24 protein-coding genes are annotated in these 26,710 nt (G+C 72.3%); 14 read left to right on the top strand and 10 right to left on the bottom strand.

Features of this window, described 5'->3' with window-relative positions; all coding sequences use genetic code 11:
- Positions 1–38: 38 nt before the first annotated feature.
- Positions 39–4,511, bottom strand: a complete 4,473-nt coding sequence (gene scy, locus ACH4PU_RS01530) for a polarized growth protein Scy (RefSeq protein ID WP_398265319.1) — start codon at positions 4,509–4,511, stop codon at positions 39–41.
- Positions 4,512–4,681: 170 nt separating this feature from the next.
- Entirely contained in the window at positions 4,682–5,122 is a 441-nt protein-coding gene (mce, locus tag ACH4PU_RS01525; protein ID WP_398264419.1) for a methylmalonyl-CoA epimerase, read from the bottom strand.
- 173 nt (positions 5,123–5,295) lie between these two features.
- On the opposite strand from mce, the gene ACH4PU_RS01520 reads away from it, so the two are divergent.
- Together ACH4PU_RS01520 and meaB are read left to right on the top strand one after the other, a co-directional pair.
- Positions 5,296–6,471: an acetyl-CoA C-acetyltransferase gene (locus tag ACH4PU_RS01520; protein WP_398265316.1), complete on the top strand. Its 1,176-nt coding sequence runs from the start codon at positions 5,296–5,298 to the stop codon at positions 6,469–6,471.
- Between the two features lie 62 nt (positions 6,472–6,533).
- Positions 6,534–7,493: a methylmalonyl Co-A mutase-associated GTPase MeaB gene (meaB, locus tag ACH4PU_RS01515; RefSeq protein ID WP_185941107.1), complete on the top strand. Its 960-nt coding sequence runs from the start codon at positions 6,534–6,536 to the stop codon at positions 7,491–7,493.
- 99 nt (positions 7,494–7,592) lie between these two features.
- Here meaB and ACH4PU_RS01510 read toward each other — a convergent pair whose 3' ends face one another.
- The 4 genes from ACH4PU_RS01510 to ACH4PU_RS01495 form a co-directional block, all read right to left on the bottom strand.
- Complete coding sequence (locus ACH4PU_RS01510) at positions 7,593–8,069, bottom strand: MarR family winged helix-turn-helix transcriptional regulator (RefSeq protein WP_185941108.1); 477 nt, start codon at positions 8,067–8,069, stop codon at positions 7,593–7,595.
- Between the two features lie 99 nt (positions 8,070–8,168).
- On the bottom strand, positions 8,169–8,945 hold the full coding sequence (locus tag ACH4PU_RS01505; protein WP_398264416.1) for an AIM24 family protein: 777 nt from the start codon (positions 8,943–8,945) through the stop codon (positions 8,169–8,171).
- Positions 8,942–9,592, bottom strand: a complete 651-nt coding sequence (locus ACH4PU_RS01500; RefSeq protein WP_398264414.1) for an AIM24 family protein — start codon at positions 9,590–9,592, stop codon at positions 8,942–8,944. Before ACH4PU_RS01500 ends, ACH4PU_RS01505 begins: the two co-directional genes overlap by 4 nt.
- Positions 9,592–10,230, bottom strand: coding sequence for an AIM24 family protein (locus ACH4PU_RS01495; protein WP_185941111.1), 639 nt, complete (start codon positions 10,228–10,230; stop codon positions 9,592–9,594). Before ACH4PU_RS01495 ends, ACH4PU_RS01500 begins: the two co-directional genes overlap by 1 nt.
- Before the next feature lie 220 nt (positions 10,231–10,450).
- On the opposite strand from ACH4PU_RS01495, the gene ACH4PU_RS01490 reads away from it, so the two are divergent.
- The 6 genes from ACH4PU_RS01490 (at position 10,451) to ACH4PU_RS01465 (ending at position 15,381) form a co-directional block, all read left to right on the top strand.
- The gene (locus ACH4PU_RS01490; RefSeq protein WP_398264411.1) at positions 10,451–10,795 is read left to right on the top strand and encodes a DUF3817 domain-containing protein; all 345 of its coding nucleotides are present in this window, start codon (positions 10,451–10,453) and stop codon (positions 10,793–10,795) included.
- On the top strand, positions 10,792–11,085 hold the full coding sequence (locus ACH4PU_RS01485; protein WP_185941113.1) for an MTH1187 family thiamine-binding protein: 294 nt from the start codon (positions 10,792–10,794) through the stop codon (positions 11,083–11,085). Before ACH4PU_RS01490 ends, ACH4PU_RS01485 begins: the two co-directional genes overlap by 4 nt.
- A gap of 130 nt (positions 11,086–11,215) precedes the next feature.
- Positions 11,216–11,740, top strand: a complete 525-nt coding sequence (locus ACH4PU_RS01480; RefSeq protein ID WP_398264408.1) for a MarR family winged helix-turn-helix transcriptional regulator — start codon at positions 11,216–11,218, stop codon at positions 11,738–11,740.
- Positions 11,741–11,858: 118 nt separating this feature from the next.
- Positions 11,859–12,200, top strand: coding sequence for a DUF3817 domain-containing protein (locus ACH4PU_RS01475; protein WP_398264406.1), 342 nt, complete (start codon positions 11,859–11,861; stop codon positions 12,198–12,200).
- A gap of 234 nt (positions 12,201–12,434) precedes the next feature.
- A complete protein-coding gene (locus ACH4PU_RS01470; RefSeq protein ID WP_398264404.1) occupies positions 12,435–14,135 on the top strand; it encodes a methylmalonyl-CoA mutase in 1,701 nt (566 codons plus the stop codon).
- 100 nt (positions 14,136–14,235) lie between these two features.
- Positions 14,236–15,381, top strand: a complete 1,146-nt coding sequence (locus ACH4PU_RS01465) for a serine hydrolase domain-containing protein (protein ID WP_398264402.1) — start codon at positions 14,236–14,238, stop codon at positions 15,379–15,381.
- Positions 15,382–15,511: 130 nt separating this feature from the next.
- On the opposite strand, the gene ACH4PU_RS01460 is transcribed toward ACH4PU_RS01465, so the two are convergent.
- Positions 15,512–16,165, bottom strand: coding sequence for a TetR/AcrR family transcriptional regulator (locus tag ACH4PU_RS01460; RefSeq protein ID WP_398264400.1), 654 nt, complete (start codon positions 16,163–16,165; stop codon positions 15,512–15,514).
- Positions 16,166–16,372: 207 nt separating this feature from the next.
- On the opposite strand from ACH4PU_RS01460, the gene ACH4PU_RS01455 reads away from it, so the two are divergent.
- The 6 genes from ACH4PU_RS01455 (at position 16,373) to ACH4PU_RS01430 (ending at position 21,586) form a co-directional block, all read left to right on the top strand.
- A complete protein-coding gene (locus ACH4PU_RS01455; protein ID WP_398264398.1) occupies positions 16,373–17,338 on the top strand; it encodes a tetratricopeptide repeat protein in 966 nt (321 codons plus the stop codon).
- A 580-nt stretch (positions 17,339–17,918) separates the two neighbouring features.
- On the top strand, positions 17,919–18,557 hold the full coding sequence (locus ACH4PU_RS01450; RefSeq protein ID WP_398264396.1) for a DUF6230 family protein: 639 nt from the start codon (positions 17,919–17,921) through the stop codon (positions 18,555–18,557).
- 138 nt (positions 18,558–18,695) lie between these two features.
- Positions 18,696–19,175: a DUF6114 domain-containing protein gene (locus tag ACH4PU_RS01445; protein WP_398264395.1), complete on the top strand. Its 480-nt coding sequence runs from the start codon at positions 18,696–18,698 to the stop codon at positions 19,173–19,175.
- A gap of 12 nt (positions 19,176–19,187) precedes the next feature.
- A complete protein-coding gene (locus ACH4PU_RS01440) occupies positions 19,188–20,555 on the top strand; it encodes a hypothetical protein (protein ID WP_398264393.1) in 1,368 nt (455 codons plus the stop codon).
- 250 nt (positions 20,556–20,805) lie between these two features.
- Positions 20,806–21,285, top strand: coding sequence for a hypothetical protein (locus tag ACH4PU_RS01435; protein ID WP_398264391.1), 480 nt, complete (start codon positions 20,806–20,808; stop codon positions 21,283–21,285).
- Positions 21,286–21,322: 37 nt separating this feature from the next.
- On the top strand, positions 21,323–21,586 hold the full coding sequence (locus ACH4PU_RS01430) for a hypothetical protein (RefSeq protein ID WP_398264389.1): 264 nt from the start codon (positions 21,323–21,325) through the stop codon (positions 21,584–21,586).
- Positions 21,587–21,665: 79 nt separating this feature from the next.
- Here ACH4PU_RS01430 and pyk read toward each other — a convergent pair whose 3' ends face one another.
- The 3 genes from pyk to pta form a co-directional block, all read right to left on the bottom strand.
- On the bottom strand, positions 21,666–23,090 hold the full coding sequence (gene pyk, locus ACH4PU_RS01425) for a pyruvate kinase (RefSeq protein ID WP_185941123.1): 1,425 nt from the start codon (positions 23,088–23,090) through the stop codon (positions 21,666–21,668).
- A 96-nt stretch (positions 23,091–23,186) separates the two neighbouring features.
- Positions 23,187–24,416, bottom strand: a complete 1,230-nt coding sequence (locus tag ACH4PU_RS01420) for an acetate kinase (protein ID WP_398264387.1) — start codon at positions 24,414–24,416, stop codon at positions 23,187–23,189.
- A 44-nt stretch (positions 24,417–24,460) separates the two neighbouring features.
- Positions 24,461–26,557: a phosphate acetyltransferase gene (gene pta, locus ACH4PU_RS01415; protein ID WP_398264385.1), complete on the bottom strand. Its 2,097-nt coding sequence runs from the start codon at positions 26,555–26,557 to the stop codon at positions 24,461–24,463.
- Positions 26,558–26,710: the final 153 nt, after the last annotated feature.

Here is a 26,710-nt window from a genome sequence, read left to right as displayed (position 1 = left end):
GTTGGCGGATTGGGGAATTGTCCCCTCGAATGAGTGGCTTACTTCTGACTCTGCTTGCCACCCGAACGAGTAGCGCCGGCTCCCGCCGTCGCCTTCACCCCGCCCTCCTTGGAGCCGCTTGCCCCGGGGGACTCAAATGATTCCAACGCCTCCAACACGTCCTGGACACGGGAAATCTCCGCGTTGATGTCCTCGCGGCGCCGAACCAGCGCCTCCAACTCCGTCCGGCCGCCCTCGACCAGGCGCCGCGCCTCCTCCTCGGCCTCGGTGCGCAGGCGCTCCGCCTCGCGTACGGCCTCGGTACGCAGCCGCTCCGCGTCGCGCACGGCGGCGTTCTTCTTCTGCTCGGCCTCCTTGATCAGGCTCTCGGCCTTCTTCACCGCGGCGACGCGGACCTTGTTCGCCTCGCCGCCGGCGTCGGACACCAGCTGCTTCGCCTTCGCCTCGGCCTCCGCCAACTGCTCGGTGGCGGCGGCGACGAGCTTGTCGCAGCGCTCGCCGGCCGACTGCATGGCCTCCGCGGACTCCCGCCGCGCCCGGTCGTGCAGCTCCTCGACCTCGGCCTCGATCCGCGCCCGCAGCTCCTCGGCGCGCTCCCTTATGGCGGTCGCGTCCCCGCGGGCCTCGGACAGCAGCGTGTCCGCGTCCGTACGGGCCCGCTCCACCAGCGCGTTGCCCTCGCCGGTGGCCTCCGCGACGATCCGCTCGGCCTCCCGGCGGGCGACGCCCACCATGGTGTCCGCCTGCTCCTCGGCCGCGGCGGCGGTCTTCACCGCCTCCTCCTGGGCCTTGGCGATCAGCGCGTCCGCCTGCTCGGCGGCCTCGGTACGCCGCTGGGCCGCCGCGTCCCGCGCCTCGTCGACCGTCCGCTCGGCCTCCTCGCGCGCCTCCGCGCGCAGCCGCTCGGCCTCCAGCACCGCGTCGGCCTTGAGCTTCGCCGAGTCGGCGCGCGTGCTGTTGGCGTTCTCCTGGGCCGCGGCCAGGGCCGCCCGTGCCTCGGCGGCCATCCGCTCGGCCTCGGCCGTCGCCTCGGCGACCAGCTCGTCCGCCTGCCGCGCGGCCTCGGTACGCCGCCGCGCCGCGTCCTCGCGCGCCTCGTCCGCCGTCTCGGCGGCCTCCTGACGCGCCTGCTCCAGCGCCGCCGCCGCGTCGGCCCGCACCCGCTCGGCCTCCGCCCGGGCGTCCGCCAGCGTCCGCTCGGCCTCCGCCGCGGTCTCCGCGCGGTGCGCCTCCGCCGCCTCGCGGGCCTCCTCGACCGTGCGCGCGGCCTCGGCGGCCATCCGCTCGGCCTCGCCCGTCGCCTCGGCGACCAGCTCGTCGGCCTGCCGCGCGGCCTCCGCGCGGCGCTTGTCGGCCGCCGCCCGCGCCTCGTCGAGGATGCGGTCGGCGTCCTCCTGCGCGGAAGAGGTCAGCTCCGCCGCCTCGTTGACGATCCGTTCGGCCTCCGCACGGCCGTCCGCCCGCATCTTGTTCGCGTCCTCGCGGGCCTCGGCCCGGGCGCGCGCCGCGTCCTGCTCGGCCGACGCCAGCGCGTCCGACGCGTCGGTGCGCATCTGCTGCGCCTTCGCCGACGCGTCCGAGACCAGCCGCTCGGCCTCCGCCGTCGCCTTCGCGACCAGCTCGTCGGCCTGCCGCGCGGCCTCCACCCGGTGGGCGTCGGCCGCGTCCCGCGCCTCGTCCATGACCCGCTGGGCCTCGGCGCGCAGCGCCTCCGCGTCGGACGCCGCCTGGGCGCGCTCCGCCTCGGCGGCCTCCTCGGCCTCGTCCAGCACCCGGCCCGCGTCCGCGCGCAGCCGCTCGGCCTCGCCCGTCGCCTCCGCGATCAGCGCGTCCGCCTGCTCGGCGGCGTCCGACCGGCGCTTGTTCGCCGTCTCGCGGGCCTCCTCCAGCACCCGCGCGGCCTCCGCCCGGACGCGCTCGCCCTCGGCGATCGCCTCCTCGACCGTGCGCTCGGCCAGCTCGCGGGCCGCCTCCGAGGCCGACTGGGCCTCGGCGCGGATCCGCACCGCGTCCTCCCGGGCGCTCTCGCGCTCGGCGTACGCCTCGGAGCGGACCCGGTCCGCCTCCTCCTGCGCCTCGGTGACCGTCCGCTCGGCACTGTGCTCGGCGGCCGACCGCAGCCCGGCGATCTCCTCCTCGGCCTGCTCGTGCAGCCCCGCGACGGACTCACGGACCTGCTGGGCCGTCTGCTCCGCCGCGGCCACCAGCCCGTCCGCCCGCTGCTCGGCCTCCTCGACCAGGCGTCGGGCCTCCTCCTGCGCCTCCGCGACCCGCGTGCGCGCCGAGGCCAGCAGCTCCTCGCTCTGCTCGCGCGCCGCCTCGCGCTCGGCCTGCGCCTCCGTACGGGCGTCGCCGAGCGTCTCCTCCGCCTCGCGGCGGCGCCTCGCGGCCTCCTCCTGCGCGGCGGCCAGCTCCTCCGCGGCCTCCGCCGCCGTCCGCTCCGCCGCCGCGTTGGCCTCGGTCCGGATCCGGTCGGCGGCCTCCTGGGCCTCCGACCGCAGCCGCTCCGCCTCCTCGGCCGCCTCGGCACGCAGCCGCGACGCCGTCTCCTGGCCCTCGGCACGGGCCGCGGCCGCCTCCTCGGCGGCCTCCGCCCGCTGCCGCTCGGCGTCCTCCTCGGCCTGCGCGCGCAGCGCCCGGGCCCGCTCCGCGGCCTCGGTCCGCTGCCGCTCGGTCTCCTCCGCGGCCTCCTTGCGCAGCCGCTCGGCCTCCGTACGGGCCTCGCGCAGCGCCTCCTCGGCGGCCTCGACCCGCTCCTCGGCCTCGGTACGCAGCCGGGTCAGCTCCTCGGCGGCGTCCTCGCGCAGCGCCTCGGCGGCCTTCTCGGCCTCCGCGCGCAGCTTCTCCGCCGCCTCGGCCGCCTCGGTACGGGTGCGCTCGGCGTGGTCCTCGGCCTCCTCGGCCATCTCCTCGGCCTCGGCCCGGGCGCGCTCCAGCGCCTCCTCGGCCTGCTTGCGCAGCCCGGCGGCGCGCTCGGCCGCCTCGGCCCGCACCCGCTCGCCCTCGGCCGTCGCCGCCGACCGCGTCTCCGCCGCGTCGGACTTCGCCTTGGCCAGCAGCTCCTCGGCGGTCTTCGCCGCCTCCTCGATCTGCTGGAGCGCCTCGCGGCGCGCCTCGGCCCGTACCTTCTCGGCCTCGGCGACGGCGTCCGCGCGCAGCTGCTCCGCCTCGCCGCGCAGCCGCCGCGCCTCCTCCTGGAGCTCGACGGTCTTGGCGCGGTACTCCTTGGTGTCGTCCTTCGCGGCGCCCTTGAGCTGCTCCGCCGACTCCTCGGCCTGCGCCCGCAGCCGCTCCGCCTCGGCCTCCGCCTCCTTGCGGATGCGCTCGGCCTCGGCCGCCGCCGCCTTGGTGGCGGCCCGGGCGTCCTCGGACGCCTTGGACAGCATCTCCTCGGCCGTCCGCGCGGCCTTGGCCAGCTGGGCGGCCGAGTCCTCGGCGGCGGCGCTGCGCGCCTTGTCCGCCGTCTCGGCCAGCAGCCGCTCGGCCTCCGCCGCCGCGTCGTCCCGCAGCTGCTGGGCCTCGGCCCGCAGCGCCTCGGCCTCCTTGGTGGCCTCGCCGACCAGCCGGGTGATCTCGGCGCGGGCGGCCCGGGTGCGCTGCTCGTTGTCGGTCTCGGCCTCGGACAGCCGCGCCTGCGCGGCCTGCGCGGCCTCGGCGACGACCTTCTCGGCCTCGGCCCGCGCCTCGCGCAGCGCCGTCTCGGCCTCCCGCATCCGCGCCTCGGCGGCGCGGGTCAGCTCGGCGGCGGTCGTCCTGGCCTGCTCGGCCTCGCCGCCGGCCTCGGTACGCAGCCGCTCGGCGTGGTCGGTGGCCTCCTGTGCCTGCTGGGACGCGGCGGTCAGCAGCCGCTCCGCGTCCGTGCGCGCCCGGCGCAGGATCGCTTCGGCTTCGGCGCGCGCCTCCTCGGCCGCGGCGCCGAGCCGGGTGCGGGCCTGCTCGGTGAGGCGCGCGGCCTCGGCGCGGGCGGCGCTCAGCGCCTGCTCGGCCTCGGCCCGCGACTCGTCCATCAGCCGGCGGGCCTGCGCCTCCGTACGGGCACGGAGCTGCTCGGCCCAGGCGACGTTCTCGTTGACGTGCGACTCGACGGTCGACCGGCGCTCGTTGAGCTCCTCGTCCAGCCGCTGCCGGCGGGCCACCGCCTCGGCGTGCAGCTCGGCCTCCATGCGGGCCTGCCGCTCGGCCTGCTCCTGGAGCAGCCGCTGCGTCTGGGCGCGCGCCTCGCGCAGCTCGCGCTCGGCGTCCGCGCGCAGCTGGTCGGCCTGGATCTGCGCGTTGCGCAGCAGTTGTTCGGCCTGGTAGTCGAGTCCGGCCGCGTCATAGGCGGGACGGTGCGCGAGGGTGCGCCGCGCCTCGTGCAGCTTGGCGCGCAACACCTCGACCTGGTAGCCGAGGTCGTCGGCGTGCTGGACCGCCTTCTCCCGCTCCTTCTTCAGCCGCTCCATCTCGGCCTCGAATTGCGAGAGGTGGTCGGTTTCAGCCCGCTGGCTGTCCTGGCGCTCGTAGCCCCGCACTGCGCGGTCCATCCGTCCCCTGGTCGCGTCGGTGGCCGGCCCCGTGCGTGGTGGTGGAACCCGGAGCCCGCCCTTCCGAAGAAATGGTGTCAGATCATCGGCACAGCCTGGGCCGGGCCCCACCCGTACCCCGGCCGAACCTGCACTCTACCGGCCGGGGCAGGTGTGGGTCAGTGCTCCTCGTCCGGGCGGGGCGCCGAGGTGACCAGTTCCGTCAGCACGCCGTGGCAGTCCTTGGGGTGCAGGAAGGTGATGCGGGAGCCCATGGAACCGGTGCGCGGGGTGTCGTAGAGGACGCGGACGCCCTTGTCCCGCACGGCCGCCGCGTCGGCGTCGACGTCGGCCGTGCCGAACGCGATGTGGTGCACGCCCTCGCCGTTCTTCGCCAGCCACTTGCCGACGGGGGAGTCCTCCCGGATCGGCTGCAGGAGCTGGAGGTAGGAGGCGCCGCCGTCCGACGTCTCATTGATCTTCAGCATGGCCTCGCGTACGCCCTGTTCCTCGTTGACCTCCGTGTGGAACACCTCGAAGCCGTACGTGGCACGGTAGAACTCGACGGTGGTGTCGAGGTCGGAGCAGGCGATCCCGATGTGGTCGATGCGCGTCAGCATGGGTCCAGTGCACCGCCGCGCGGAGCGGTTACGCAACGTGCGCGCGATCACACCCGCCGCCCGATGACCGACCGGTGTACCGCTCAGTACATTGACGAGAACCACCGTTAACCGCCTCCGCCGAAGGAGCACCGTCCATGTCTGGTACGAACGGTTCGACCGCCCCCACCTCAGTGATCGTCGCGGGCGCCCGGACGCCCATGGGCCGCCTCCTCGGCTCCCTGCGCTCTTTCTCCGCGGCCGAGCTGGGCGGTTTCGCCATCAAGGCCGCACTCGACCGGGCCGGCATCGGCGGTGACCAGGTGCAGTACGTGATCATGGGTCAGGTGCTGCAGGCCGGCGCCGGGCAGATCCCCGCGCGTCAGGCGGCCGTGCACGGCGGCATCCCCATGAGTGTCCCGGCACTGACCGTCAACAAGGTGTGCCTGTCCGGCCTCGACGCCATCGCGCTGGCCGACCAGCTCATCCGCGCGGGCGAGTTCGAGATCGTGGTCGCGGGCGGCCAGGAGTCGATGACCAACGCCCCGCACCTGCTGCCCAAGTCGCGCGAGGGCTACAAGTACGGCGCGATCGAGATGCTCGACTCCATGGCACACGACGGGCTCACCGACCCGTTCGAGGCCATCGCCATGGGCGAGTCGACCGAGAAGCACAACACCCGGCTGGGCATCGGCCGCGCGGCGCAGGACGAGATCGGCGCCCGCTCCCACCAGCGGGCCGCCGCCGCCCAGAAGAACGGCCTGTTCGACGCCGAGATCACCCCGGTCGCGGTGCCGCAGCGCAAGGGCGAGCCGGTGGTCTTCAGCAAGGACGAGGGCGTCCGCGGGGACACCACCGTCGAGGTGCTCGGCAAGCTGAAGCCCTCGTTCAGCAAGGGCGGCACCATCACCGCCGGCACCTCCTCGCAGATCTCCGACGGCGCCGCGGCCGTGGTCGTGATGAGCAAGGCCAAGGCCGAGGAGCTGGGCCTGGAGTGGATCGCCGAGATCGGCGCCCACGGCAATGTGGCCGGCCCGGACAACTCGCTGCACTCCCAGCCGTCCAACGCGATCCTGCACGCCCTGTCCAAGGAGGGGCTCACGGTCGACGATCTGGACCTGATCGAGATCAATGAGGCTTTCGCGGCGGTTCTTGTGCAGTCAATCAAGGATCTGGGGGTATCGCCGGAAAAGGTGAACGTCAACGGCGGCGCCATCGCGCTGGGCCACCCCATCGGCATGTCCGGCGCCCGTACGGTCCTCCACCTCGCCCTGGAGCTGCGCCGGCGGGGCGGCGGGGTCGGCGCCGCGGCGCTGTGCGGCGGCGGCGGCCAGGGCGACGCCCTGATCATCCGCGTGCCGGGCAAGTGACGGCACCCGCATCACTGACGAGTGACGGCCGGACCCACCGGGCCCCGGCGGAAGGAGCGGCGATGGCGGACGTGACCAGGCTGGTCGAGCAGGCCCGGGCCGGCGGTCCGCGCGCCGTCGCCCGGCTGATCTCGCTGGTGGAGGGGGCGTCCCCGCAGCTCCGCGAGGTGATGGCGGCGCTGGCGCCGCTCGCCGGCGGGGCCTACGTCGTCGGGCTCACCGGTTCGCCCGGGGTCGGCAAGTCCACCTCCACCTCGGCCCTGGTCTCCGCCTACCGGCGGCGGGGCAAGCGGGTGGGGGTGCTGGCTGTCGACCCGTCCTCGCCGTTCTCCGGGGGCGCCCTGCTGGGCGACCGGGTGCGGATGTCGGAGCACGCCTCCGACCCGGGGGTCTACATCCGCTCGATGGCCACGCGCGGGCACCTGGGCGGCCTCTCCTGGGCCGCGCCGCAGGCGATCCGCGTCCTGGACGCGGCCGGCTGCGACGTGGTGCTGGTGGAGACCGTGGGCGTGGGCCAGTCCGAGGTGGACATCGCCTCCGAGGCCGACACGACGGTGGTGCTGCTGGCCCCGGGCATGGGCGACGGGATCCAGGCGGCGAAGGCCGGGATCCTGGAGATCGGCGACGTCTACGTGGTCAACAAGGCCGACCGGGACGGCGCGGACGCGACGGCCCGGGAGCTCAACCACATGCTGGGGCTGGGCGAGGCCCGCAAGCCCGGCGACTGGCGGCCGCCGATCGTGAAGACCGTGGCGGCCCGCGGCGAGGGCACCGACGAGGTGGTCGAGGCACTGGAGAAGCACCGGGCCTGGATGGAGGAGAACGGCGTCCTCGCGGAGCGCCGTGCGGCCCGGGTGGCGCACGAGATCGAGCGCATCGCGGTCACGGCGCTGCGCTCGCGCATCGGCGACCTGCGCGGCGGCCGGGACGTGGGCGTCCTGGCGGCACGGGTGCTGGACGGGTCGCTGGACCCGTACACGGCGGCCGACGAACTGGTGGCGGGGCTGACGGCGGGGGCGTGAGGCCCGGCCGTCCGCTCCTTGAACGCGAGGTCCGGCTGCCCGCTCCTTGAAAACGGAGGAGCGGACAGCCGGACCTCGGCGTCTTCGGCGTCCCGAAGATCAGCCCTTGCCCCGCGCGGCGCGCAGATGTTCCGCCACCGGCGCCAGCGAGGAGCTCAGCGCCTTGAGCTCGTCCGGCGACAGCAGATCGATGAAGTGCTGCCGGACGGACGCCACATGGTGCGGGGCCACTTTCCGCATGGTTTCCCAGCCCTGGTCGGTGAGGACGGCGAACAGCCCCCGCCGGTCGGACTCGCAGTTCTCCCGGCGGACGAGACCCGCGTTCTCCATCCGCGTGATCTGGTGCGAGAGGCGGCTCTTCGACTGGAGGGTCGCGGCGGCGAGATCGCTCATCCGCATCCGGTGGTCCTTCGACTCGGAGAGGTTGACCAGGATCTCATAGTCGTTGTTGGTCAGTCCGAACGGCTGGAGGTCCCGTTCGAGCTGATGCATCAACAGCCGGCTGACGTCCAGGTGGGCACGCCAGGTGCGCTGTTCCTCATCGCTGAGCCAACGTGTGCCGTTCTCGGTATCCATGGTGAGATTCTACCTAAGAAAGTTGAAAAGCGAACCAATTGGAATGTGGGGCCGGAACGGGAGGTCAGGCGTTCGACGTCACACTCCGCAGGGTACCGCTCACAGCCCGAAGCGGCGCTGGAGGTCTCCCAACTGGCCGGGCAGCCGGGGAACGGATGGCTGATTCCCATGCGTCGAGGGTGTCCCGCCCGAGGGCACGCCCGCCTCGTCCGGCGGCGCCCCCGTGGGCTGTTCGGCCATCAACTGCTCGCTGGACTGCAGCAGCACCGTGCCGGCGCCGACGAACTCGAACTGGTGCTCCTCGCCCGACGTCCCGCCGAACCCGGTGAACATCCGCACCCCGCCCAGCACTCCGCGCATATAGCCGTGGTCGTAGTGGTGGCACGGTGCCGGGCAGTCCGCCCAGCCGACCAGCGCCTGCGGATCCACCCGGATCGGCGGCTCCACGAAGACCACGGGCCCGTTGGACGCGGCCACGAACTTCCCCGTGCCGATGAGCGTCACGAACCCCGGGATGATCGACTGCTTGAGGGCCAGGGTCGGCTGGTAGGCCAGCAGATTCCCCGACCGCACGGTCAGGTTGCCCTCCTCCAGGTCGTACGAGTTGACGTCGAACGACCGGTCCGCGAGCAGCATCCTGCCCCGCCCCTCGGCCACCACCCAGTCCGCGGCGTGCAGCGGCGAGTGGAAACTGCTCCGGATCAGCCGGTCCAGCGGGCCGTGGCCGATGCCGTGGAAGCTGATCTGCCCGAAGTAGGCGATCATCTTCCCCTTCTGCAGGAACCACTGGCCGTCGAGATCCACGCTGAACGCGTAGGGGTTGACGTTGTCGTTGACCGGCAGCGAGTGCGCGTCATGGATGACCGGGCCGTTCACAGCTTCTCCTCCGACGCCTGCACGAACACCGTGCCGTTGCCCGACAGTTCGAGCTGGAACGCCTCGCCCGATCCGCGGCCGATCATCTCCCGCCAGCCGATCGCCGTCGACAGCTTGTTGCGCACATCGCCGCGGTGCGCCACATACGCCTGGGGATCGACGTGCACCGGCCGCTGCGGCTGGATCGGCAGCTCGATGAAGCCGCCGTGCGCCATCACCGCCACCGAGCCATGGCCCTTGAGGGTCGTGGTGAAGAGCCCCTGGCCCGTCACCTGCCCGCGCACCATGCCCATCACGCCGCCCTGCGAGCCCATGAACATCGTGCCCTGCTGGAGCGAACCGTCGAACGCCAGCAGCCGGTCCGCCTCCACATAGAGGGTGTCACCGGTCAGTTCGATCACATGGACGTGGTGCCCGCCGTGCCCGAACATCACCGTGCCGCTGCCCTCCACCGTCATCAGCGGCGTGGCCTCGTTGGCGATCCGGCGGCCGATCATCCCCATGACGCCGCCCTGGCCACCCGTGATGCTGGGGGTGAAGGAGACCTCCCCCTTGTACGCGAGCATCGCCCCGCGCTGGCTGAACAGCCGCTGTCCCGGCAGTACCTGGGCCTCGACCATCCGCGAGTTCAACGAACGGAACGGCATCAGACGTCACCCCCGAACGTGGTGCGCTCGCTCGGCTGCACATACACCAGCCCGTCGCCCTCGAAACGGATCTGGAACGCCTCGCCGGATCCCTCGCCCAGGAACGTCCGGAAGTTGACGCCGGACTGGAAGTGCTGCCGCAGCCCGCCGGTGTGCGCGATGTACGCACCCGGGTCGACCGACAGCGGCGTCTGCGGCGTCACCCGCAGCACGATCGCCGTGCCGTCCGAGAGGATCGCCGCCTGGCCGGTGCCCTCCACCGTCGTCGTGAACAGGCCGTTGCCCTGGGACGCCCCGCGCAGGCCGGTGAACGACGTGCCGGTGCGCAGCGCCGAGTCGGTGCAGAGAAGGTTGCTCGCCTCCACGTACAGCGTCTCGCCCTGGAGGTTCACCAGGTTTATCTCGCTCGCCCGGTCGGCGAAGTAGCAGGTGCCGTGCCCCTTCACCTCCATGACCGTCATCTGTTCCCCCGTGAGCCGGCGGGTGACCATGCCGCGCAGGCCGTCACCGCCACCGGTCATCTTCTTGAATGTCATGTCGCCCTCGTACGCGACCATGGCCCCGTTCTTGGCCTTGACCGCGTCGCCCGCCATGTCGACGGCGAGGACTTTGCTCCCTTGGAGCCGAAACTGTGCCACGCCTCGACGCTAGCGGGCGGCGGCGCCGCTCCGACAGGCCCCCGGCCCCGGAGAGACCCCGGAATCGTCCCTGATAAGACCCCTGGTATGGGCTCGAACACCACCCGGAGCCGGGGGTGTCGGCGGTAACTGCAACAATGGTCGGAACTTGTGAACGCACTCACAAGATCGCTGCAGTGCGTGACCGTCCCGCCACTCCCGACGGAAAGGGTGCTCACCCGTGGACCTCAAGACCGCCTCCGCTCTGCGCCGGCTCCGGCTGATCTCCGCGCCCGAGGCCACGTCGTTCCTGCTGCTGATCACGTGCTCGATCCTCAAGCGGACCACCGACTTCAACGCCGTCCCGGCCATGGGCATGGTGCACGGCTTCCTCTTCCTCACTTACGTGATCTTCTGGGTCGACGCCTGGAAACGGGCCAAGTGGGAGACGAAGACCGCCGTCCTCTACTTCGTCCTCTCCGTCCTCCCGCTCGGCGGCTTCTTCGCCGACCGCAAGCTCCGCCGCGAGGCCGAGGCGAGCGTCATGGCCGCCCGGGCCCGCAAGGAAGGCGTGGTCGGCGCGTGATCGTCGCATTTTCCGTCACCCCCATCGGGGCCGGCGAGGACGTCGGCGCGTACGTCGCGGAAGCGGTGCGCGTCGTCCGCTCCTCCGGCCTGCCGAACCGCACCGACGCCATGTTCACCTCCCTGGAAGGCGAGTGGGACGAGGTCATGGACGTCGTCAAGCGCGCCGTCCAGGCCGTCGAGGCCCGCTGCGGCCGGGTCTCCCTCGTCCTGAAGGCGGACATCCGGCAGGGCGTCACCGACGGCCTCACCAGCAAGGTCGAGACGGTGGAACGCCACCTGGCGTCCTGACGGCGGCGGCGCGGCGGCCTCGTCCCGTACCGCCGGGGAGGCCGCCGTCGCCTGCGGCCCATCTCTGAGGGGGCCGTCCGAAGTGCGGAACGCCGGCGCCCGCCATAAGGGCGGGCGATAGGCTCATGCCGTGTCCAAGCCGCTCAGCCTCCCCTTCGACCCCATCGCCCGCGCCGACGAACTCTGGGAGCGGCGCTGGGGCGCGGTGCCGTCCATGGCCGCGATCACCTCGATCATGCGGGCGCACCAGATCCTGCTCGGCCAGGTCGACGCCGTCGTCAAGCCGTACGGGCTGACGTTCGCGCGCTACGAGGCGCTGGTGCTGCTCACCTTCTCCAAGGCCGGCGAGCTCCCGATGTCCAAGATCGGGGAGCGGCTGATGGTGCACCCCACGTCGGTGACCAACACGGTGGACCGCCTGGTCACGGCCGGTTTCGTGGACAAGCGCCCCAACCCGAGGGACGGGCGCGGCACCCTCGCGTCGATCACCGACAAGGGGCGCGAGGTCGTCGAGGCGGCGACGCGGGACCTGATGGCGATGGACTTCGGGCTGGGCGTGTACGGCGCGGAGGAGTGCGCGGAGATCTTCAGGATCCTGCGGCCGCTGCGGGTGGCGGCGTCGGACTTCACGGAGGACGAGCCGGCGGCCGGCTGATGCCGCGGCGGTGCCTCCGCGGCGCCGCGCGACACGCCACCACCCGTCCCACCAGGCACCCTTCGCGCACGCCAGGGGCGGCGAAGATCGCCCCGGAAGGTGCCGTTACGCTCTCCCCATGAAGCGCTCCGTCCTGACCCGCTACCGTGCCCTGGCCTACATCACCGGCGTGCTGCTGGTCCTGCTGACGATCGGCGTGATCGCCAAGTACGGACTGGACATGGACGGGGTGGCCGGCCCCCTCCGGGTCGTCGCCATCGCCCACGGCTGGCTCTACGTCCTCTACCTGGTCTTCGCCTTCGACATGGGCTCCAAGGCCAAGTGGCCCTTCGGCCGGCTGGCCTGGATCCTGCTGGCGGGCACCATCCCCACGGCCGCGTTCTTCGTCGAGCGCAAGGTCACCCGCGAGCTGGAGCCCCTCTTCGCCGAGCCCGCCCCCGCCGCGTCGCCCGTCGCCTGACACCGCCGCCCGACCCCCGCCCGGCGGGGCGGCACCCCGAGAACGAACGACCCCGGACGCCCCTTGTGTCCGGGGTCTTCTTGCGCGACGATTTATTAGGACGTCCTAGTAGTTTCTCAAGGCTTCTAGTAGTGGTTCGGCGTCCCCGGGACGGCCCGCGACGACGGGGGCCGCCCGGCGGTCGTAGGCCCGCGCGGGGTCGCGCGGGAGCGCGGAGAGGCGGACAGCACCACCATGGACGCAGCATCGATCGAAGCGGGACGCGGTCGCTGGCAGGCCCGTTACGACGCGGCGCGCAAGCGGGACGCCGACTTCACCACCCTGTCCGGCGACTCGGTGGAGCCGGTCTACGGCCCCCGGCCCGGCGACACCTACGAGGGCTTCGAGCGCATCGGCTGGCCCGGCGAGTACCCCTTCACCCGCGGCCTCCACCCCACCGGCTACCGGGGCCGCACCTGGACCATCCGCCAGTTCGCCGGCTTCGGCAACGCCGAGCAGACCAACGAGCGCTACAAGATGATCCTGGCCGCGGGCGGCGGCGGCCTCTCGGTGGCGTTCGACATGCCGACCCTGATGGGCCGCGACTCGGACGACCCCCGCTCGCTCGGCGAGGTCGGCCACTGCGGTGTCGCCATCGACTCGGCCGCCGACATGGAGGTCCTGTTCAAGGACATCCCGCTCGGCGACGTCACCACCTCCATGACGATCAGCGGCCCGGCCGTGCCGGTCTTCTGCATGTACCTCGTCGCCGCCGAACGCCAGGGCGTGGACCCGGGCGTCCTCAACGGCACGCTCCAGACCGACATCTTCAAGGAGTACATCGCCCAGAAGGAGTGGCTGTTCGGCCCCGAGCCGCACCTGCGCCTGATCGGCGACCTGATGGAGCACTGCACCCGCGCCATCCCCGCCTACAAGCCGCTCTCCGTCTCCGGCTACCACATCCGCGAGGCGGGGGCCACGGCCGCTCAGGAGCTCGCGTACACCCTCGCCGACGGCTTCGGCTACGTCGAGCTGGGGCTGAGCCGCGGCCTGGACGTGGACACCTTCGCCCCCGGCCTGTCCTTCTTCTTCGACGCGCACCTCGACTTCTTCGAGGAGATCGCCAAGTTCCGCGCCGCGCGCCGGATCTGGGCCCGCTGGATGAAGGAGGTCTACGGCGCGAAGACGGACAAGGCGCAGTGGCTGCGCTTCCACACCCAGACCGCCGGCGTCTCGCTCACCGCCCAGCAGCCGTACAACAACGTCGTCCGCACGGCGGTGGAGGCCCTGGCGGCGGTCCTCGGCGGCACCAACTCCCTCCACACCAACGCCCTCGACGAGACCCTGGCGCTCCCCAGCGAGCAGGCCGCAGAGATCGCCCTGCGCACCCAGCAGGTGCTGATGGAGGAGACGGGCGTCGCCAACGTCGCGGACCCGCTGGGCGGTTCGTGGTTCGTCGAGCAGCTCACCGACCGGATCGAGGCGGACGCCGAGAAGATCTTCGACCGGATCAAGGAGCGCGGCCTGCGCGCCCACCCCGACGGGAAGCACCCCATCGGCCCGATCACCTCCGGCATCCTGCGCGGCATCGAGGACGGCTGGTTCACCGGCGAGATCGCCGAGAGCGCCTTCCGCTACCAGCAGTCGCTGGAGAAGGGCGACAAGCGGGTCGTCGGCGTCAACTGCCACGACGGCTCGGTCACCGGCGACCTGGAGATCCTCCGCGTCAGCCACGAGGTGGAGCGCGAGCAGGTCCGCGTCCTGGCCGACCGCAAGGCGGCCCGCGACGACGCCGCCGTCACCGCCGCCCTGAACGCCATGCTGGCCGCGGCCCGCGACGGCTCCAACATGATCGAGCCCATGCTGGAGGCGGTCCGCGCGGAGGCCACGCTCGGCGAGATCTGCGACGCGCTGCGGGACGAGTGGGGGACGTACACGGAGCCCGCGGGCTTCTGACCTGCTGATACCCCCGATATTCGGTCGAGGTGTCCGGTCCCCTCCGGTTAGGGTGACCGGGCATCGATCACGGTGCGGACGCGACCCGGGGGGAACGGCAATGCGGTACGACGGACACGTGGACGAGGGCTTCGAGGCCGTCGCGGACGCCTTCGCGCGGAACTTCGCGGAGACCACCGAGCTCGGCGCGGCCGTCACCGTCTTCCACGGCGGCCGCAAGGTCGTGGACCTCTGGGGCGGCACCGCCGACGAGCGCACCGGCCGCCCCTGGGAAGCGGACACGGCCGTCCCGGTGATGTCCGCCGCCAAGGGCGTCCTCGTCCTCTGCGTCCACCTCCTCGTCCAGCAGGGCCTGCTCGACCTCGACGCGCCCGTGGCGCGCTACTGGCCCGAGTTCGCCCGGAACGGCAAGGAGGGCATCACCACCCGCATGATCCTCGCCCACCGGGCCGGCCTCCCCGTCCTCGACGCGAGCCCGGACTTCGCGGAGATCACCGCCTGGACCCCGGTCGTCCGCGCCCTGGAGGAGCAGAAGCCCCTCTGGGAGCCGGGCACGGCGCACGAGTACCACGGCCACACCATCGGCTGGCTGGCCGGCGAGCTGATCCGGCGGATCACCGGCCTCACCCCCGGCGCGTACTTCCGCTCCGCCGTCGCCGACGACCTGGGCCTGCGCACCTGGATCGGCATCCCCGAGGACGAGTACGAGGGCCTCGCCCGCCTCGCGTACGACGGCGAGCCGCCGGCCCTCCCGGGCCCCGATCACCTCTTCACGCGCATCCTCACCATGAACGGCGCCTTCGTCTTCCCGGGCCTCGACCACCCGCGCGGCTGGAACGCCAAGGACTTCCTGACCGCCGAGATCCCCGCCACCGGCGCCGTCTCCACCGCACGCGGCCTCGCCGCCCTGTACGCGGCGGCGGTCACCGGCGTCGACGGCGGCCCCCGGCTGCTCACCGAGGACACGGTGACCGCCGCCCTCCGCCCGCAGACCTCCGGCGCCTCCTGGTCCGGCTTCCCCGACCTCGGCGTCCGCTGGGGCGTCGGCTTCCACCTCGACTCGCCCCCCGTCGTCCCCATGCTCGGCCCCCGCAGCTTCGGCCACGACGGCGCGGGCGGGCATCTGGGCTTCGGCGACGACGAGTTCGGGGTGGGCTTCGGGTACGTCGCCAACCGGATGATCGGTGAGGGGGACGAGCGGGCGGGGCGGCTGGTGGCGGCGGTGCGGGGGTGTTTGGAGGGGTGAGTTGCCCCGGTCCCGCCCCTTCGCCGCTTCCTGGGGCTGCGCCCCAGACCCCCTTTTCGCGGAGCGAGGTTTCGGGGGTGCGGGGGATCGCCCCCGCAAGAAACGGTGAAAGGGCGGGACCGGGGCACCCCTACCGCGGCGAAGCCGCTCCGGCCCCCGCCAGCCCCCCGATGAGCAACGCCGTGAACCCCCGCGCCCACTCCGCGTCCACGGGCTCCGCACTCACCAGCGTCCGATGCACCACCGCCCCCGCGATCACATCGAAGATGAGGTCCGCGGTCCGGGCGGCGACGGCCGGCTCGTCCTCGCGGGGGAGTTCGCCACGCGCCTGAGCCCGCTCACGCCCGACAAGAACGAGCATCTTCTGCCGGTCGACGATCGCGGATCGGATACGTTCGCGCAGTACCTCATCCCGCGTCGACTCCGCGACGACGGCCATCAGGGCCGTCTTCGTCTCCGGCCGGTCGAGAAGCGCCGCGAACCGGAGCACGACCCCCTCGATGTCGGCCTGGAGGCTGCCCCGGTCGGGAAGTTCGAGGTGCTCGTCGAAGAGGTCGGCGACGGCGTCGACGACGAGGGCGTTCTTGCCGGCCCAGCGCCGGTACAAGGTCGTCTTGGCGACCCCCGCGCGGGCGGCGACGTCGCCCATCGTCAGCTTGCCCCAGCCGAGTTCCACCAGCGCGGCGCGCGTCGCGTCGAGGATCGCGCGGTCGGCCTCGGCGCTGCGGGGGCGGCCCGTGCGGCCGCTCGCGCGGTGTGCGGGGGGCTGCGGGGCGGACGTCATACGGCGACCTTACCGTCGGGTAGCCGCGCGGGTATGAGGCAGATCACTGAAGGCGCCCTGCCGTGTTGATGGGGTTCCAGTTACGCTACGAGTCGTAGCGAAAGAGTGAGCGACAACCACGGACGCCAGGTGGGGACCCGGCGTCGAATTCGCTGTGTACCGCTGCGTACTTTTCCGATCGCCGTGCGGAGGGGGGAGGATAGGCCCATGCAGCCACGGAACATGTCCATGAGTGGAGTGGTCGACCTCGCCGCGGTGAAGGCGGCCGGGGAAGCCAAGCAGAAGGCGGAGCAGGCGCGGGCCGAGGCGGCGCGCCAGGGCGGTGCGCCCGCGGGCGCGGTGCGTCTGGTCCTCGACGTCGACGAGGCGTCGTTCGAGCACGAGGTGCTCCAGCGTTCGGCCGAGGTGCCGGTCGTCATCGACTTCTGGGCCGACTGGTGCGAGCCCTGCAAGCAGCTCGGCCCGGTGCTGGAGCGGCTGGCCGGGGAGTACGCGGGCCGGTTCGTCCTGGCCAAGGTGGATGTCGAGGCCAACCAGCGGCTGTTCCAGCAGTTCGGTGTCCAGTCCATCCCGGCGGTCTTCGCGGTGGTGGCCGGGCAGGCGCTGCCGCTGTTCCAGGGCGCGGCGCCCGAGGCGCAGATCCGTCAGGTGCTGGACCAGCTCGTCCAGGTCGCGGAGCAGCAGTTCGGGATCGTCGGCGTGCCGGTGGCACCGGGTGCGGCCGACGAGGCGCAGGCGCCCGTGCGTCCGGCCGGGCCGCACGACGCGGCGCTGGGCGCGGCCCACGACGCCCTCGACAAGGGGGACCTGGGCGGTGCCGTCCAGGCGTACAAGAACGTGCTGTCCGACGACCCGCTCAACGTCGAGGCCAAGCTGGGCCTGGCCCAGGCGGAGCTGCTGCAGCGGGTCCAGGGCATGGACCCCCAGCAGGTGCGCAAGGCCGCGGCCGACGCGCCGGGCGACGTCCGCGCGCAGGTGGCGGCGGCCGACCTCGACCTGGTCGGCGGGCATGTCGAGGACGCGTTCGGGCGGCTGATCGACGTCATCCGGCGGACGGCCGGTGAGGACCGCGACGCGGCACGCGTCCGGCTGCTGGAACTGTTCGAGGTCATCGGCCCGGACGATCCGCGGGTGACGGCGGCGCGGACGGCGCTGTCGCGGGCGCTGTTCTGACCGGTCCCGTTCACACGCTGGTCACAGACGAAACACCGGTCGCGGTATATCAAATCTTTATAAAGGCGGCCGTAGTTACTTGAGGTAAGGGAAACCCGGGCTTCCGCCCGGGTTTTTCCTGTTATGTCGCCATGTTTCCGGCAGGGGGCCGCTCACGCCGCGTGCCCGCCCGTCGCGGCCCGGACTCCTCGGAGACGTCCGGGCGTTACTCGCAAGTAATGAACCTCTTGTGCCCCGCCCCGGAATCGACCACGATCGGCGCAACCCGGTCCAGCACCGCGGCGCGGCATCCGGCCGACGCCCGGGAGCTGGGTCCCCACCGGGGCGACCGGCGGCCTGCCCGCCGGCCGTGGGACAGGGGGGTCCCCGCCGCCAACGACGGGGCCTGTCCCGGAGGTTGCGCGCACGCGTGGCCACGTGGTTGTCGCTCGGGGGTGATCGCCGGTGTTTCGGTCGCGGCTTGGCGTTGGACGCCACCGCATGCGACGGCGCTCCGCTTCCCGAGGACGTAGCACGTCTCCCACCCCGGGCCAGAACTCGTCGGCCCGCTCGGGGTGTACGTCCGAGAAGGAGGCAAGTCATGAAGTCCCAGGTACGCGGTGGGACCAGATGGAAGCGGTTCGCGGTCGTCATGGTCCCGAGTGTGGGCGCGGCGGCGGCGGTCACGATGGCGATCGCGCAGGGCGCGCTGGCGGCGTCGTTCCAGGTTTCCGGTCAGCAGTTCCAGATCACGGCCAAGCACATCCACGGCGAGGGCTTCGGCCAGTACGGCGCCATGGAGGACACGGACCCGAACGCGAAGGACCACAAGGCGGTCGCGGTCGTCGGCATGGACAGCGCTGAGATCACCAACCTCTGCCAGGCGGTCAACGTTCCGACGCCGTTCGGAGCGGTGGGGCTCAAGCTGAAGGCGGGCGGCGGCAAGGACAAAGTCGTGGCGAAGCAGTTGTACCTCGACGCCAATGACATGCAGGTCGGGAACGCCCAGTTCAACAAGATCGACATCGGCGTCTCGTCGGACCACATGACCAAGGGCCCGGGCAAGAGCTCTGGCGACAAGGCCAAGTCGGTCCCGGGCTCCTTCGCGCAGCAGGCCGAGACGGTCGACTTCGACGACGTGAAGCAGCAGGCCTGGGCGACGTCGGCCGGTTCGTTCACCCTGCCCGGTCTCCACATGAGCGTCGGCATGGGCGCACAGGACTGCAAGGTCGGCGAGTAACACGCCGAGACGGCCGGGGACGGGAACCGCGCTGGCTCCCGTGCCCGCGCCGCGCGCACTCCACCGCGGGGTAGCGGTACGGGAGCCCGAACAGGGCTCGCACAGCACCAAATCGCCAGTTCCGAGGAGCTGTACATCATGAGCGCCGACACGACGCCACCACAGCCGGCCGACAAGAGCGGCCTGCGCCGCAGGTTCCGGACCTGGCGGGGTGAGCGCCCGTTCTGGGCCGGTCTGTGGACCATGCTCGCCGGTGTACCGATCATGTACATCCCGTACCAGACCCTGAAGTTCGGCGAGCTCAGCATCCGGCTGTCCACCACGGCGGGCGCCGGCTCGCTGATCATCGGGATCCTGCTCATCGTCCTCGGGCTGACCATGTGGTTCCAGCGGCACTCCCGGGTCTTCTCGGGGATCGCGGCCATCCTGCTCGGGATCGTCTCGCTCGTCGTCTCCAACTTCGGCGCGTTCCTGCTCGGGATCATCCCGGCGATGCTGGGCGGCGCGCTCGCCGTCTCCTGGGCCCCGGCGCAGCCGCTGCCGGAGGCTTCGGACGCCTCGGAGGAGGAGCCGCCGGACCTCCCGGTCCCGTCCGGTCCGTCGCTGGTGAAGGAATGAACAGGAGCCACCGTGGCGACTGACGACGACGCGCGCGACCACGACTGCCCGAGAACCGGTCCGCGCCACGCCGCGCCCAGGAAACCCCTGCTGGCACGCCTGCACATGCCCGCGGGGAAGGCCGTCGCGCTGGCGGCCATGCCCACCGCGGTGCTCATGGGCATGGGCTTCACGCCCCAGCTGGCCACGGCCAAGCCGGGGGCGCCCAGTCCGTTCGGCGACGCCTTCTGCGTGACGGCGCCGGACGGGACGCCCACGCCCGAGGTACCGACGCCCGGTTCGCCCACGGCGGGTTCACCCACGGCCACGCCGAGCCCGGGCACGAGCGCGGGCGGGGACGCCGGCGAGGACGCCGGCAAGGAGAAGGACAAGGGCAAGAAGAAGGACAAGGGCGAGGACGGGAACAAGGACAAGGCGACGAACGCGCCCGGCGACGACGGGAAGGACGGCCCGGACGCGAACCGGAAGCGGAAGCCCACTCCCACACCCACCGCCGACCCGACGCCGGACCCGGCCGTACCGGGCGAGGGCAAGCTGCCGGTGCCGCCCGTACCGGACGTGCCCACGGCGCCTCCGACGCCGTCACCGGGCCCGGCGGCGACGAAGTCCCCGAGCCCGACGACCACCCCGTCCCCGGGCGCTACGGGCACCACCACTCCCACCCCTCCGGCCACTTCCGCGACGCCCAAGCCCGGGAAGACCCCGGACGGCGCCGGCAAGAAGACGGAGGAAGCGGCGGGAAAGAAGGCGACGCACCCCACCGCCGACCCTTCCACCGACCCGAAGGACGCAACCCCGGACGCGACCCCCACCCCCACCACGACCCCCGGCTCGTCACCGTCGAGCACCCCGTCGCCCGGCGCGTCGGCCGCGAAGACGCCGCGGCCCTGCCCGCTGACCAAACGGCAGGCGGACAACGGGCAGGCCGCCTTCGCCGACAACCCCTGGTACCTGGAAGCGGACAGGCTCACCCTGACCGGCCTTACCTACGAGGGGGTCAAGGAGATCGTCACGGCGGGCGGGCAGAAGAAGTCCGTCCTCAAGTTCTCCGCCGACAAGCTGGCGATCGACGACTTGCACGCCCTGGTCAACGACCGGAAGAGGATCTACCACCAGTCCGGCCCCGGCAAGACCTCGACGGTCGACGGCGGCAGGGTGACGATGTACACCGAGCAGCTGAAAGGCAAGCTCCTCGGCAGCACCCTCCCTCTCTTCGCCGCCGACTACACCGCCGAACACCCGCCCCCGCTCATCCCGGGCCTCAAGCTCCCCATCCCGATCTTCTTCACCGACGTGAAGATCCGCCAGGCGGGCCAGTTCGGCGGCACCCTCACCATCCCGAACATGCACGTCTACGTGACGGACGGGGTGTACCCGTGACGTCCACCTGACGGGAGCGGGCCTACGCCCACGGCCGCGCGTTCGAGCCGATGGCCCTTGGCGGGCGGGAGGAACGGTTCCGCCGTCGTCCGCCGTGCCGTACGTGTGCCGGAATGGGGCGAATGGCCGGCGGCCGGGCCCGTACCGGGCCCGCGCCGGGGTCTCCGGTGGCCGATCACCGGTGTGCCACCGTCGGGACGGCCGGGCGCCGGCGCCCGGCCGTCCGTTCCGGCGAGGGGAGAAGCAACCGGTGATCCGTCGATCGTGGTTCACGTCGAGCGCCGCGGCCGTCGCCGTGGGGCTGGCATCGGCCGTACCGCCGCCCGCGGCGGCGAGCCCACCGGCCGATCCGCTCGCCGCGGCTTTCGAAGGCGGCGGCGCGCACTGCACGGCGCGGCCCGAGAACCCGCACTGGTCCTCCGGGGCCGCCGACCGCCGGATCCTGTTCAAGACGCGCGTCGCCTGCGCCGGCACCTACCCGGCCGTCACCGTGCGCATCGACGGGCAGTTGCTGCGCGGCCCTCTCGTGGGACCGAAGGCCGTCGCCGCCTTCAGCAGCCGGGAACAGACCGTGCGCAACGGGAAGACGGCGACCTTCTACACGCCCCTCGCCGACGCGAAGCAGGTCTCCGCCCCCGGCTGGTACACCGGCGTGATCCGGGGCCGGATCACCGCGCCCCAGCCGGGGAACCTGGACGACGGCCACACGCAGACCGTGCGGCTGGAGTGAGCGGTCCGCGGTGCGCCGCCGACCCTAGGGTGGGCGCATGCTGACGCGTCGCGTGGATCCCAGGGACATCGTCTGGGAAGAGGACCGGGCCGTGTACCGGGTGTACTTCTGGGACACCGGCTCCCGGCGGTCGCACGAGTACGAGGTGACGGACGGCGACGTCGACGAGGTGCTCGGCTGGGCGCGGGAGCGCGCCGCCGGTCAGGGCTGGGCGTACACCGTCTACGCGAAGGTCACCGGGCAGGGGGACGGGCCGGGGCTCGTACGGCTGTGCGGGGTGGCGGGTGATCCGTTCCCGTGAGCAGTCCCCGTCGGCCGGAAACGGCTGTGGCCGCCGCCCCCTCCGAGGGGCCGGCGGCCACAGCCGTTCAGGGGCGAGGTCAGTTCTCGCGGCCCAGGTGGTGGACGCGGACCATGTTGGTCGTGCCCGGGACGCCGGGCGGGGAGCCGGCGGTGATGATCATGGTGTCGCCCTCGTTGTAGCGCTTGAGCTTGAGGAGCTCGGCGTCGACGAGGTCGACCATGGCGTCGGTGTTGTCGACGTGCGGGACGACGTACGTCTCGACGCCCCAGCTCAGGGCGAGCTGGTTGCGGGTGGCGGCGTCCGTGGTGAAGGCCAGGATCGGCTGGGCCGCGCGGTAGCGGGACAGGCGGCGGGCGGTGTCGCCGGACTTGGTGAAGGCGACCAGGGCCTTGCCGCCCAGGAAGTCGGCGATCTCGGCGGCGGCGCGGGCCACCGAACCGCCCTGGGTGCGCGGCTTCTTGCCCGGGACGAGCGGCTGGAGGCCCTTGGAGAGGAGCTCCTGCTCGGCCGCCTCGACGATGCGGGACATCGTCTTGACGGTCTCGATCGGGTAGGCGCCGACCGAGGACTCGGCCGACAGCATGACCGCGTCCGCGCCGTCCAGGATCGCGTTGGCGACGTCGGACGCCTCGGCGCGGGTCGGACGGGAGTTGGTGATCATCGACTCCATCATCTGGGTCGCGACGATCACCGGCTTGGCGTTGCGGCGGCACATCTCGATGAGGCGCTTCTGCACCATCGGGACGCGCTCCAGCGGGTACTCCACCGCGAGGTCGCCACGGGCCACCATCACACCGTCGAAGGCCATGACGACCTCCTGCATGTTCTCGACGGCCTGCGGCTTCTCGACCTTGGCGATCACCGGGACGCGACGGCCGACCTCGTCCATGACCTGGTGCACGTCCAGGACGTCCTTGGCGTCGCGGACGAAGGACAGGGCGACCATGTCGCAGCCCATCGCGAGCGCGAACTTCAGGTCCTCGATGTCCTTCTCGGACAGCGCCGGGACGTTGACGGCCGCGCCGGGCAGGTTGATGCCCTTGTGGTCGGAGATGACGCCGCCCTCGATGACGATGGTCTTGACCCGGGGGCCGTCGACCTCCGTCACGCGCAGCTCGACGTTGCCGTCGTTGATCAGGATCTGGTCGCCCTTGGCGACGTCGCCCGGCAGGCCCTTGTAGGTGGTGCCGCAGATCGTCCTGTCGCCGGCGACGTCCTCCGTCGTGATGACGAACTCGTCACCGCGCACCAGCTCCACCGGGCCGTCCGCGAAGGTCTCCAGGCGGATCTTCGGGCCCTGGAGGTCGGCCAGGACGCCGACCGCGCGGCCGGTCTCCTCGGCGGCCTTCCGGAGGCGGTGGTACCGCTCCTCGTGCTCCGAGTGGCTGCCGTGGCTCATGTTGAAGCGGGCCACGTTCATACCGGCCTCGATCAGCGTCTTCAGCTGCTCGAAGGAGTCGACGGCGGGGCCCAGGGTGCAGACGATTTTGGAACGGCGCATGGGGCAGATCCTATCGGTTTGTTTCGGAGCGGAATATTCGAGCTGTGGGAAATGACAGGGGCGAGCCGGGGGCGGAACCCCCGGTTCCGCGGGGATTCAGGCGCTGACCAGGGCGTACGCCTGGGTGGCGATCTCCAGCTCCTCGTCGGTCGGGACCACCGCGACGGCGACCCGCGCGTAGTCCGGGGAGATCAGCCGCGCCGAGTCCCCGCGCTGCGCGTTGAGCTCCGCGTCCACGGCCAGGCCCAGCTCCTCCAGGCCGGCCACGGCGGCCTCCCGCACGGGCGCCGCGTTCTCGCCCACACCCGCCGTGAAGGCGACCGCGTCGACCTTGCCCAGCACCGCGTAGTAGGCGCCGATGTACTTCTTCAGCCGGTGCACGTAGATGTCGAACGCGAGCCGCGCCGCCTCGTCGCCCTCGTCGATCCGCCGGCGGATCTCGCGCATGTCGTTGTCGCCGCACAGTCCGATCAGACCGCTCTTCTTGTTGAGGAGCGAGTCGATCTCGTCGACCGACATCCCGGCGTTGCGGGCCAGGTGGAAGATGACCGCCGGGTCGACGTCACCGGAACGGGTGCCCATGACCAGGCCCTCCAGCGGGGTCAGGCCCATGGAGGTGTCCACGCAGCGGCCCCCCTGGACGGCGGACGCCGACGCGCCGTTGCCCAGGTGCAGGACGATCACGTTGACCTCGGACGGGTCCTTGCCCAGCAGCTTCGCCGTCTCCCGCGAGACGTACGCGTGCGAGGTGCCGTGGAAGCCGTAGCGGCGCACCCGGTGCGCGTCCGCCGTGGCCACGTCGATCGCGTAGCGCGCGGCGTGCTCCGGCATCGTCGTGTGGAACGCCGTGTCGAACACCGCGACCTGCGGCAGGTCCGGGCGGAGCGCCTGGGCGGTGCGGATGCCGGTGATGTTGGCCGGGTTGTGCAGCGGGGCGACCGGGATCAGCCGCTCGATCTCCGCCAGCACCTCGTCGGTGATCAGCGTCGGCTCGGTGAACCGGCTGCCGCCGTGCACCACGCGGTGGCCGATCGCGGCCAGCTCGGGGGAGTCCAGGCCGAGCCCGTCCGCGGCCAGCTCGGCGGCGACGGCCTGGAGCGCGGCGGTGTGGTCGGCGATCCGCTCGGTGATCTCGCGCTTGGTGCCGCCGGTCGCCAGCGGGGTGTGGGCCAGCCGCGAGGAGTCCTCGCCGATGCGCTCGACGAGCCCGACGGCGAGCCGGGAGCCGTCGGCCATGTCCAGGAGCTGGTACTTCAGCGAGGACGAGCCGGAGTTGAGGACGAGGACGCGGGTCGCGTGCGGGGTGGCCTGGGCGTTGGCAGTCATGGGGCTTTCCGTGGTGGGGGGAACGTCGGGTAGCGGAAGGGGCGTCACGGCTCGACGCGGTCGCCGCGCTGGTCGCCCTGGGCCTGGATGGCCGTGATGGCGACCGTGTTGACGATGTCCTGGACGAGGGCGCCGCGGGACAGGTCGTTGACCGGCTTGCGCAGACCCTGGAGGACCGGGCCGACCGCGACCGCGTGGGCCGACCGCTGCACGGCCTTGTACGTGTTGTTGCCCGTGTTCAGGTCGGGGAAGACGAGGACGGTCGCCTTGCCGGCCACCTCCGAACCCGGCAGCTTGGTCGCCGCGACGGCGGCGTCCACGGCCGCGTCGTACTGGATCGGGCCCTCGACCAGCAGGTCGGGACGGCGCTCGCGGACGAGCTCGGTCGCCCGGCGCACCTTGTCCACGTCCGCGCCGGAGCCGGAGGTGCCGGTGGAGTACGAGAGCATCGCGATCCGCGGCTCCACGCCGAACTGGGTCGCGGTCGCGGCGGACTGGATGGCGATGTCCGCGAGCTGCTCGGCGTTCGGGTCCGGGTTGACGGCGCAGTCGCCGTAGACGAGGACCCGGTCGGCCAGGCACATGAAGAAGACCGACGAGACGATCTGCGCGCCCGGCGCGGTCTTGATGATCTCGAAGGCGGGCCGGATGGTCGCGGCGGTGGAGTGCACCGCGCCGGAGACCATGCCGTCGGCCAGCCCCTCCTGCACCATCAGCGTGCCGAAGTACGACACGTCGGCGACGACGTCGTGGGCCAGTTCCACCGTCATGCCCTTGTGGGCGCGGGCCGCCGCGTAGATCTCGGCGAAGCGCTCGCGCAGCGGCGACTTCTGCGGGTCGATGAGCTGCGCCTCGCCCAGGTCGATGCCCAGCTCGGCGGCGCGCTTGCGGATGACGTCCTCCTCGCCCAGCAGGGTGAGGTCGCAGACGTCGCGGCGCAGCAGCACGTCGGCGGCGCGCAGCACGCGCTCCTCGGTGCCCTCGGGGAGGACGACCCGGCGGCGGGCCGAGCGGGAGCGCTCGATCAGCTCGTGCTCGAACATCATCGGGGTGACGCGGCCGGAGCGGGCGACGGCGATGCGCTCGGTGAGCTCGGCGGTGTTGACGTGCCGCTCGAACAGGCCGAGGGCGGTCTCCGCCTTGCGCGGCGACGAGCCGTCCAGCTTGCCCTCGACGGCGAACAGCTCGCCCGCCGTCGGGAAGGAGCCGCCGGGCACGGAGATCACCGGGGTGCCGGGGGCGAGCCGGTCGGCGAGGGCCAGGATGTCCGGTCCCGGCCGCTCGTCCAGGGTGAGGAGCACGCCGGCTATCGAGGGGGCGCCGGCGCTGTGCGCGGCGAGGGCGCCGACGATCAGGTCGACGCGGTCGCCGGGGGTGACCACCAGGCAGCCGTCGGTCAGGGCCGGGAGGAAGACGGGGAGCATGGCGCCGCCGAAGACGAAGTCCTTGGCGTCCCGGTTGAGCCCGGCGTCGTCGCCGAGCAGCACCTCGGCACCCAGCTTGCGGACGATCTGCGCCACAGTCGGCGCGGAGAGGGAGGCGTCCTCGGGGAGCGCGTAGCAGGGCACCGGCAGGCCGGCCGACAGGCCCTCGGCGATGGCCTCGCGGTCGGCCGGGGCCACCCGGTTGACGACGAGGGCGACGACGTCGCAGCCCAGCGCCTCGTAGGCGCGGCAGGCGTTGCGGGCCTCGGCGCGGACGGCCTCGGCGGTCTGGCCGCCGCCGCCCACGACGGTGATCACCGAGGCGCCGAACTCGTTCGCCAGCCGGGCGTTGAGCGCCAGCTCGTCCGGCAGGTTGCTGCCGATGAAGTCGGTACCGAGGACGAGGACGTTCTCGTACTCTCGGGAGACGGCGTGGAAGCGCTCGACGAGCCGGGAGACCAACTCGTCCGTGCCCTTCTCGGCCTGGAGGGCGGCGGCCTCGGCGTACGTGAGGCCGTACACGCTTTCGGGTGACTGTTCCAGCCGGTAGCGGCTGCGGAGCAGATCGAAGAGGCGGTCCGGCCCGTCACCGTGGACGAGCGGGCGGAACACCCCGACCCGGTCCACCTGGCGGGTGAGGAGCTCCATGACTCCCAGCTCGATGACCTGGCGTCCGTCGCCGCGGTCGGTCCCGGTCACGTACACGCTGCGCGTCACGCGTGCTCTCCTTGCTCCATGGCCGTGTGCTGTTCGAGTGGCGTTTGTTCGGCTTGTGAAATTACCCGTTAGGGTGGTCTTGCCCTCTTGACAATACCTGCGACCCTGGATAAGGCGCTCGTCAGGCGGAAGGCGAGAGGCTCGGCGGAAGAT

Origin of the sequence: Streptomyces sp. NPDC021100 (assembly GCF_044333095.1) — a bacterium.
In the GTDB taxonomy this organism is placed as follows: Bacteria; Actinomycetota; Actinomycetes; order Streptomycetales; family Streptomycetaceae; genus Streptomyces.
The sequence above is the reverse complement of the archived record's forward strand: the minus strand, read 5'-3'. Positions and strand labels throughout refer to the sequence as shown.

What these genes read in the sequence shown, in the direction of transcription:
- mce (WP_398264419.1), bottom strand. Translation starts at nt 5,122, where the DNA reads ATGCTGACGCGCATCGACCACATCGGGATCGCCTGCTCCGACCTCGAC.
- meaB (WP_185941107.1), top strand. Translation starts at nt 6,534, where the DNA reads ATGGCGGACGTGACCAGGCTGGTCGAGCAGGCCCGGGCCGGCGGTCCG.
- ACH4PU_RS01510 (WP_185941108.1), bottom strand. Translation starts at nt 8,069, where the DNA reads ATGGATACCGAGAACGGCACACGTTGGCTCAGCGATGAGGAACAGCGC.
- ACH4PU_RS01500 (WP_398264414.1), bottom strand. Translation starts at nt 9,592, where the DNA reads ATGCCGTTCCGTTCGTTGAACTCGCGGATGGTCGAGGCCCAGGTACTG.
- ACH4PU_RS01475 (WP_398264406.1), top strand. Translation starts at nt 11,859, where the DNA reads ATGAAGCGCTCCGTCCTGACCCGCTACCGTGCCCTGGCCTACATCACC.
- ACH4PU_RS01470 (WP_398264404.1), top strand. Translation starts at nt 12,435, where the DNA reads ATGGACGCAGCATCGATCGAAGCGGGACGCGGTCGCTGGCAGGCCCGT.
- ACH4PU_RS01465 (WP_398264402.1), top strand. Translation starts at nt 14,236, where the DNA reads ATGCGGTACGACGGACACGTGGACGAGGGCTTCGAGGCCGTCGCGGAC.
- ACH4PU_RS01460 (WP_398264400.1), bottom strand. Translation starts at nt 16,165, where the DNA reads ATGACGTCCGCCCCGCAGCCCCCCGCACACCGCGCGAGCGGCCGCACG.
- ACH4PU_RS01455 (WP_398264398.1), top strand. Translation starts at nt 16,373, where the DNA reads ATGCAGCCACGGAACATGTCCATGAGTGGAGTGGTCGACCTCGCCGCG.
- ACH4PU_RS01450 (WP_398264396.1), top strand. Translation starts at nt 17,919, where the DNA reads ATGAAGTCCCAGGTACGCGGTGGGACCAGATGGAAGCGGTTCGCGGTC.
- ACH4PU_RS01445 (WP_398264395.1), top strand. Translation starts at nt 18,696, where the DNA reads ATGAGCGCCGACACGACGCCACCACAGCCGGCCGACAAGAGCGGCCTG.
- ACH4PU_RS01430 (WP_398264389.1), top strand. Translation starts at nt 21,323, where the DNA reads ATGCTGACGCGTCGCGTGGATCCCAGGGACATCGTCTGGGAAGAGGAC.
- pyk (WP_185941123.1), bottom strand. Translation starts at nt 23,090, where the DNA reads ATGCGCCGTTCCAAAATCGTCTGCACCCTGGGCCCCGCCGTCGACTCC.
- ACH4PU_RS01420 (WP_398264387.1), bottom strand. Translation starts at nt 24,416, where the DNA reads ATGACTGCCAACGCCCAGGCCACCCCGCACGCGACCCGCGTCCTCGTC.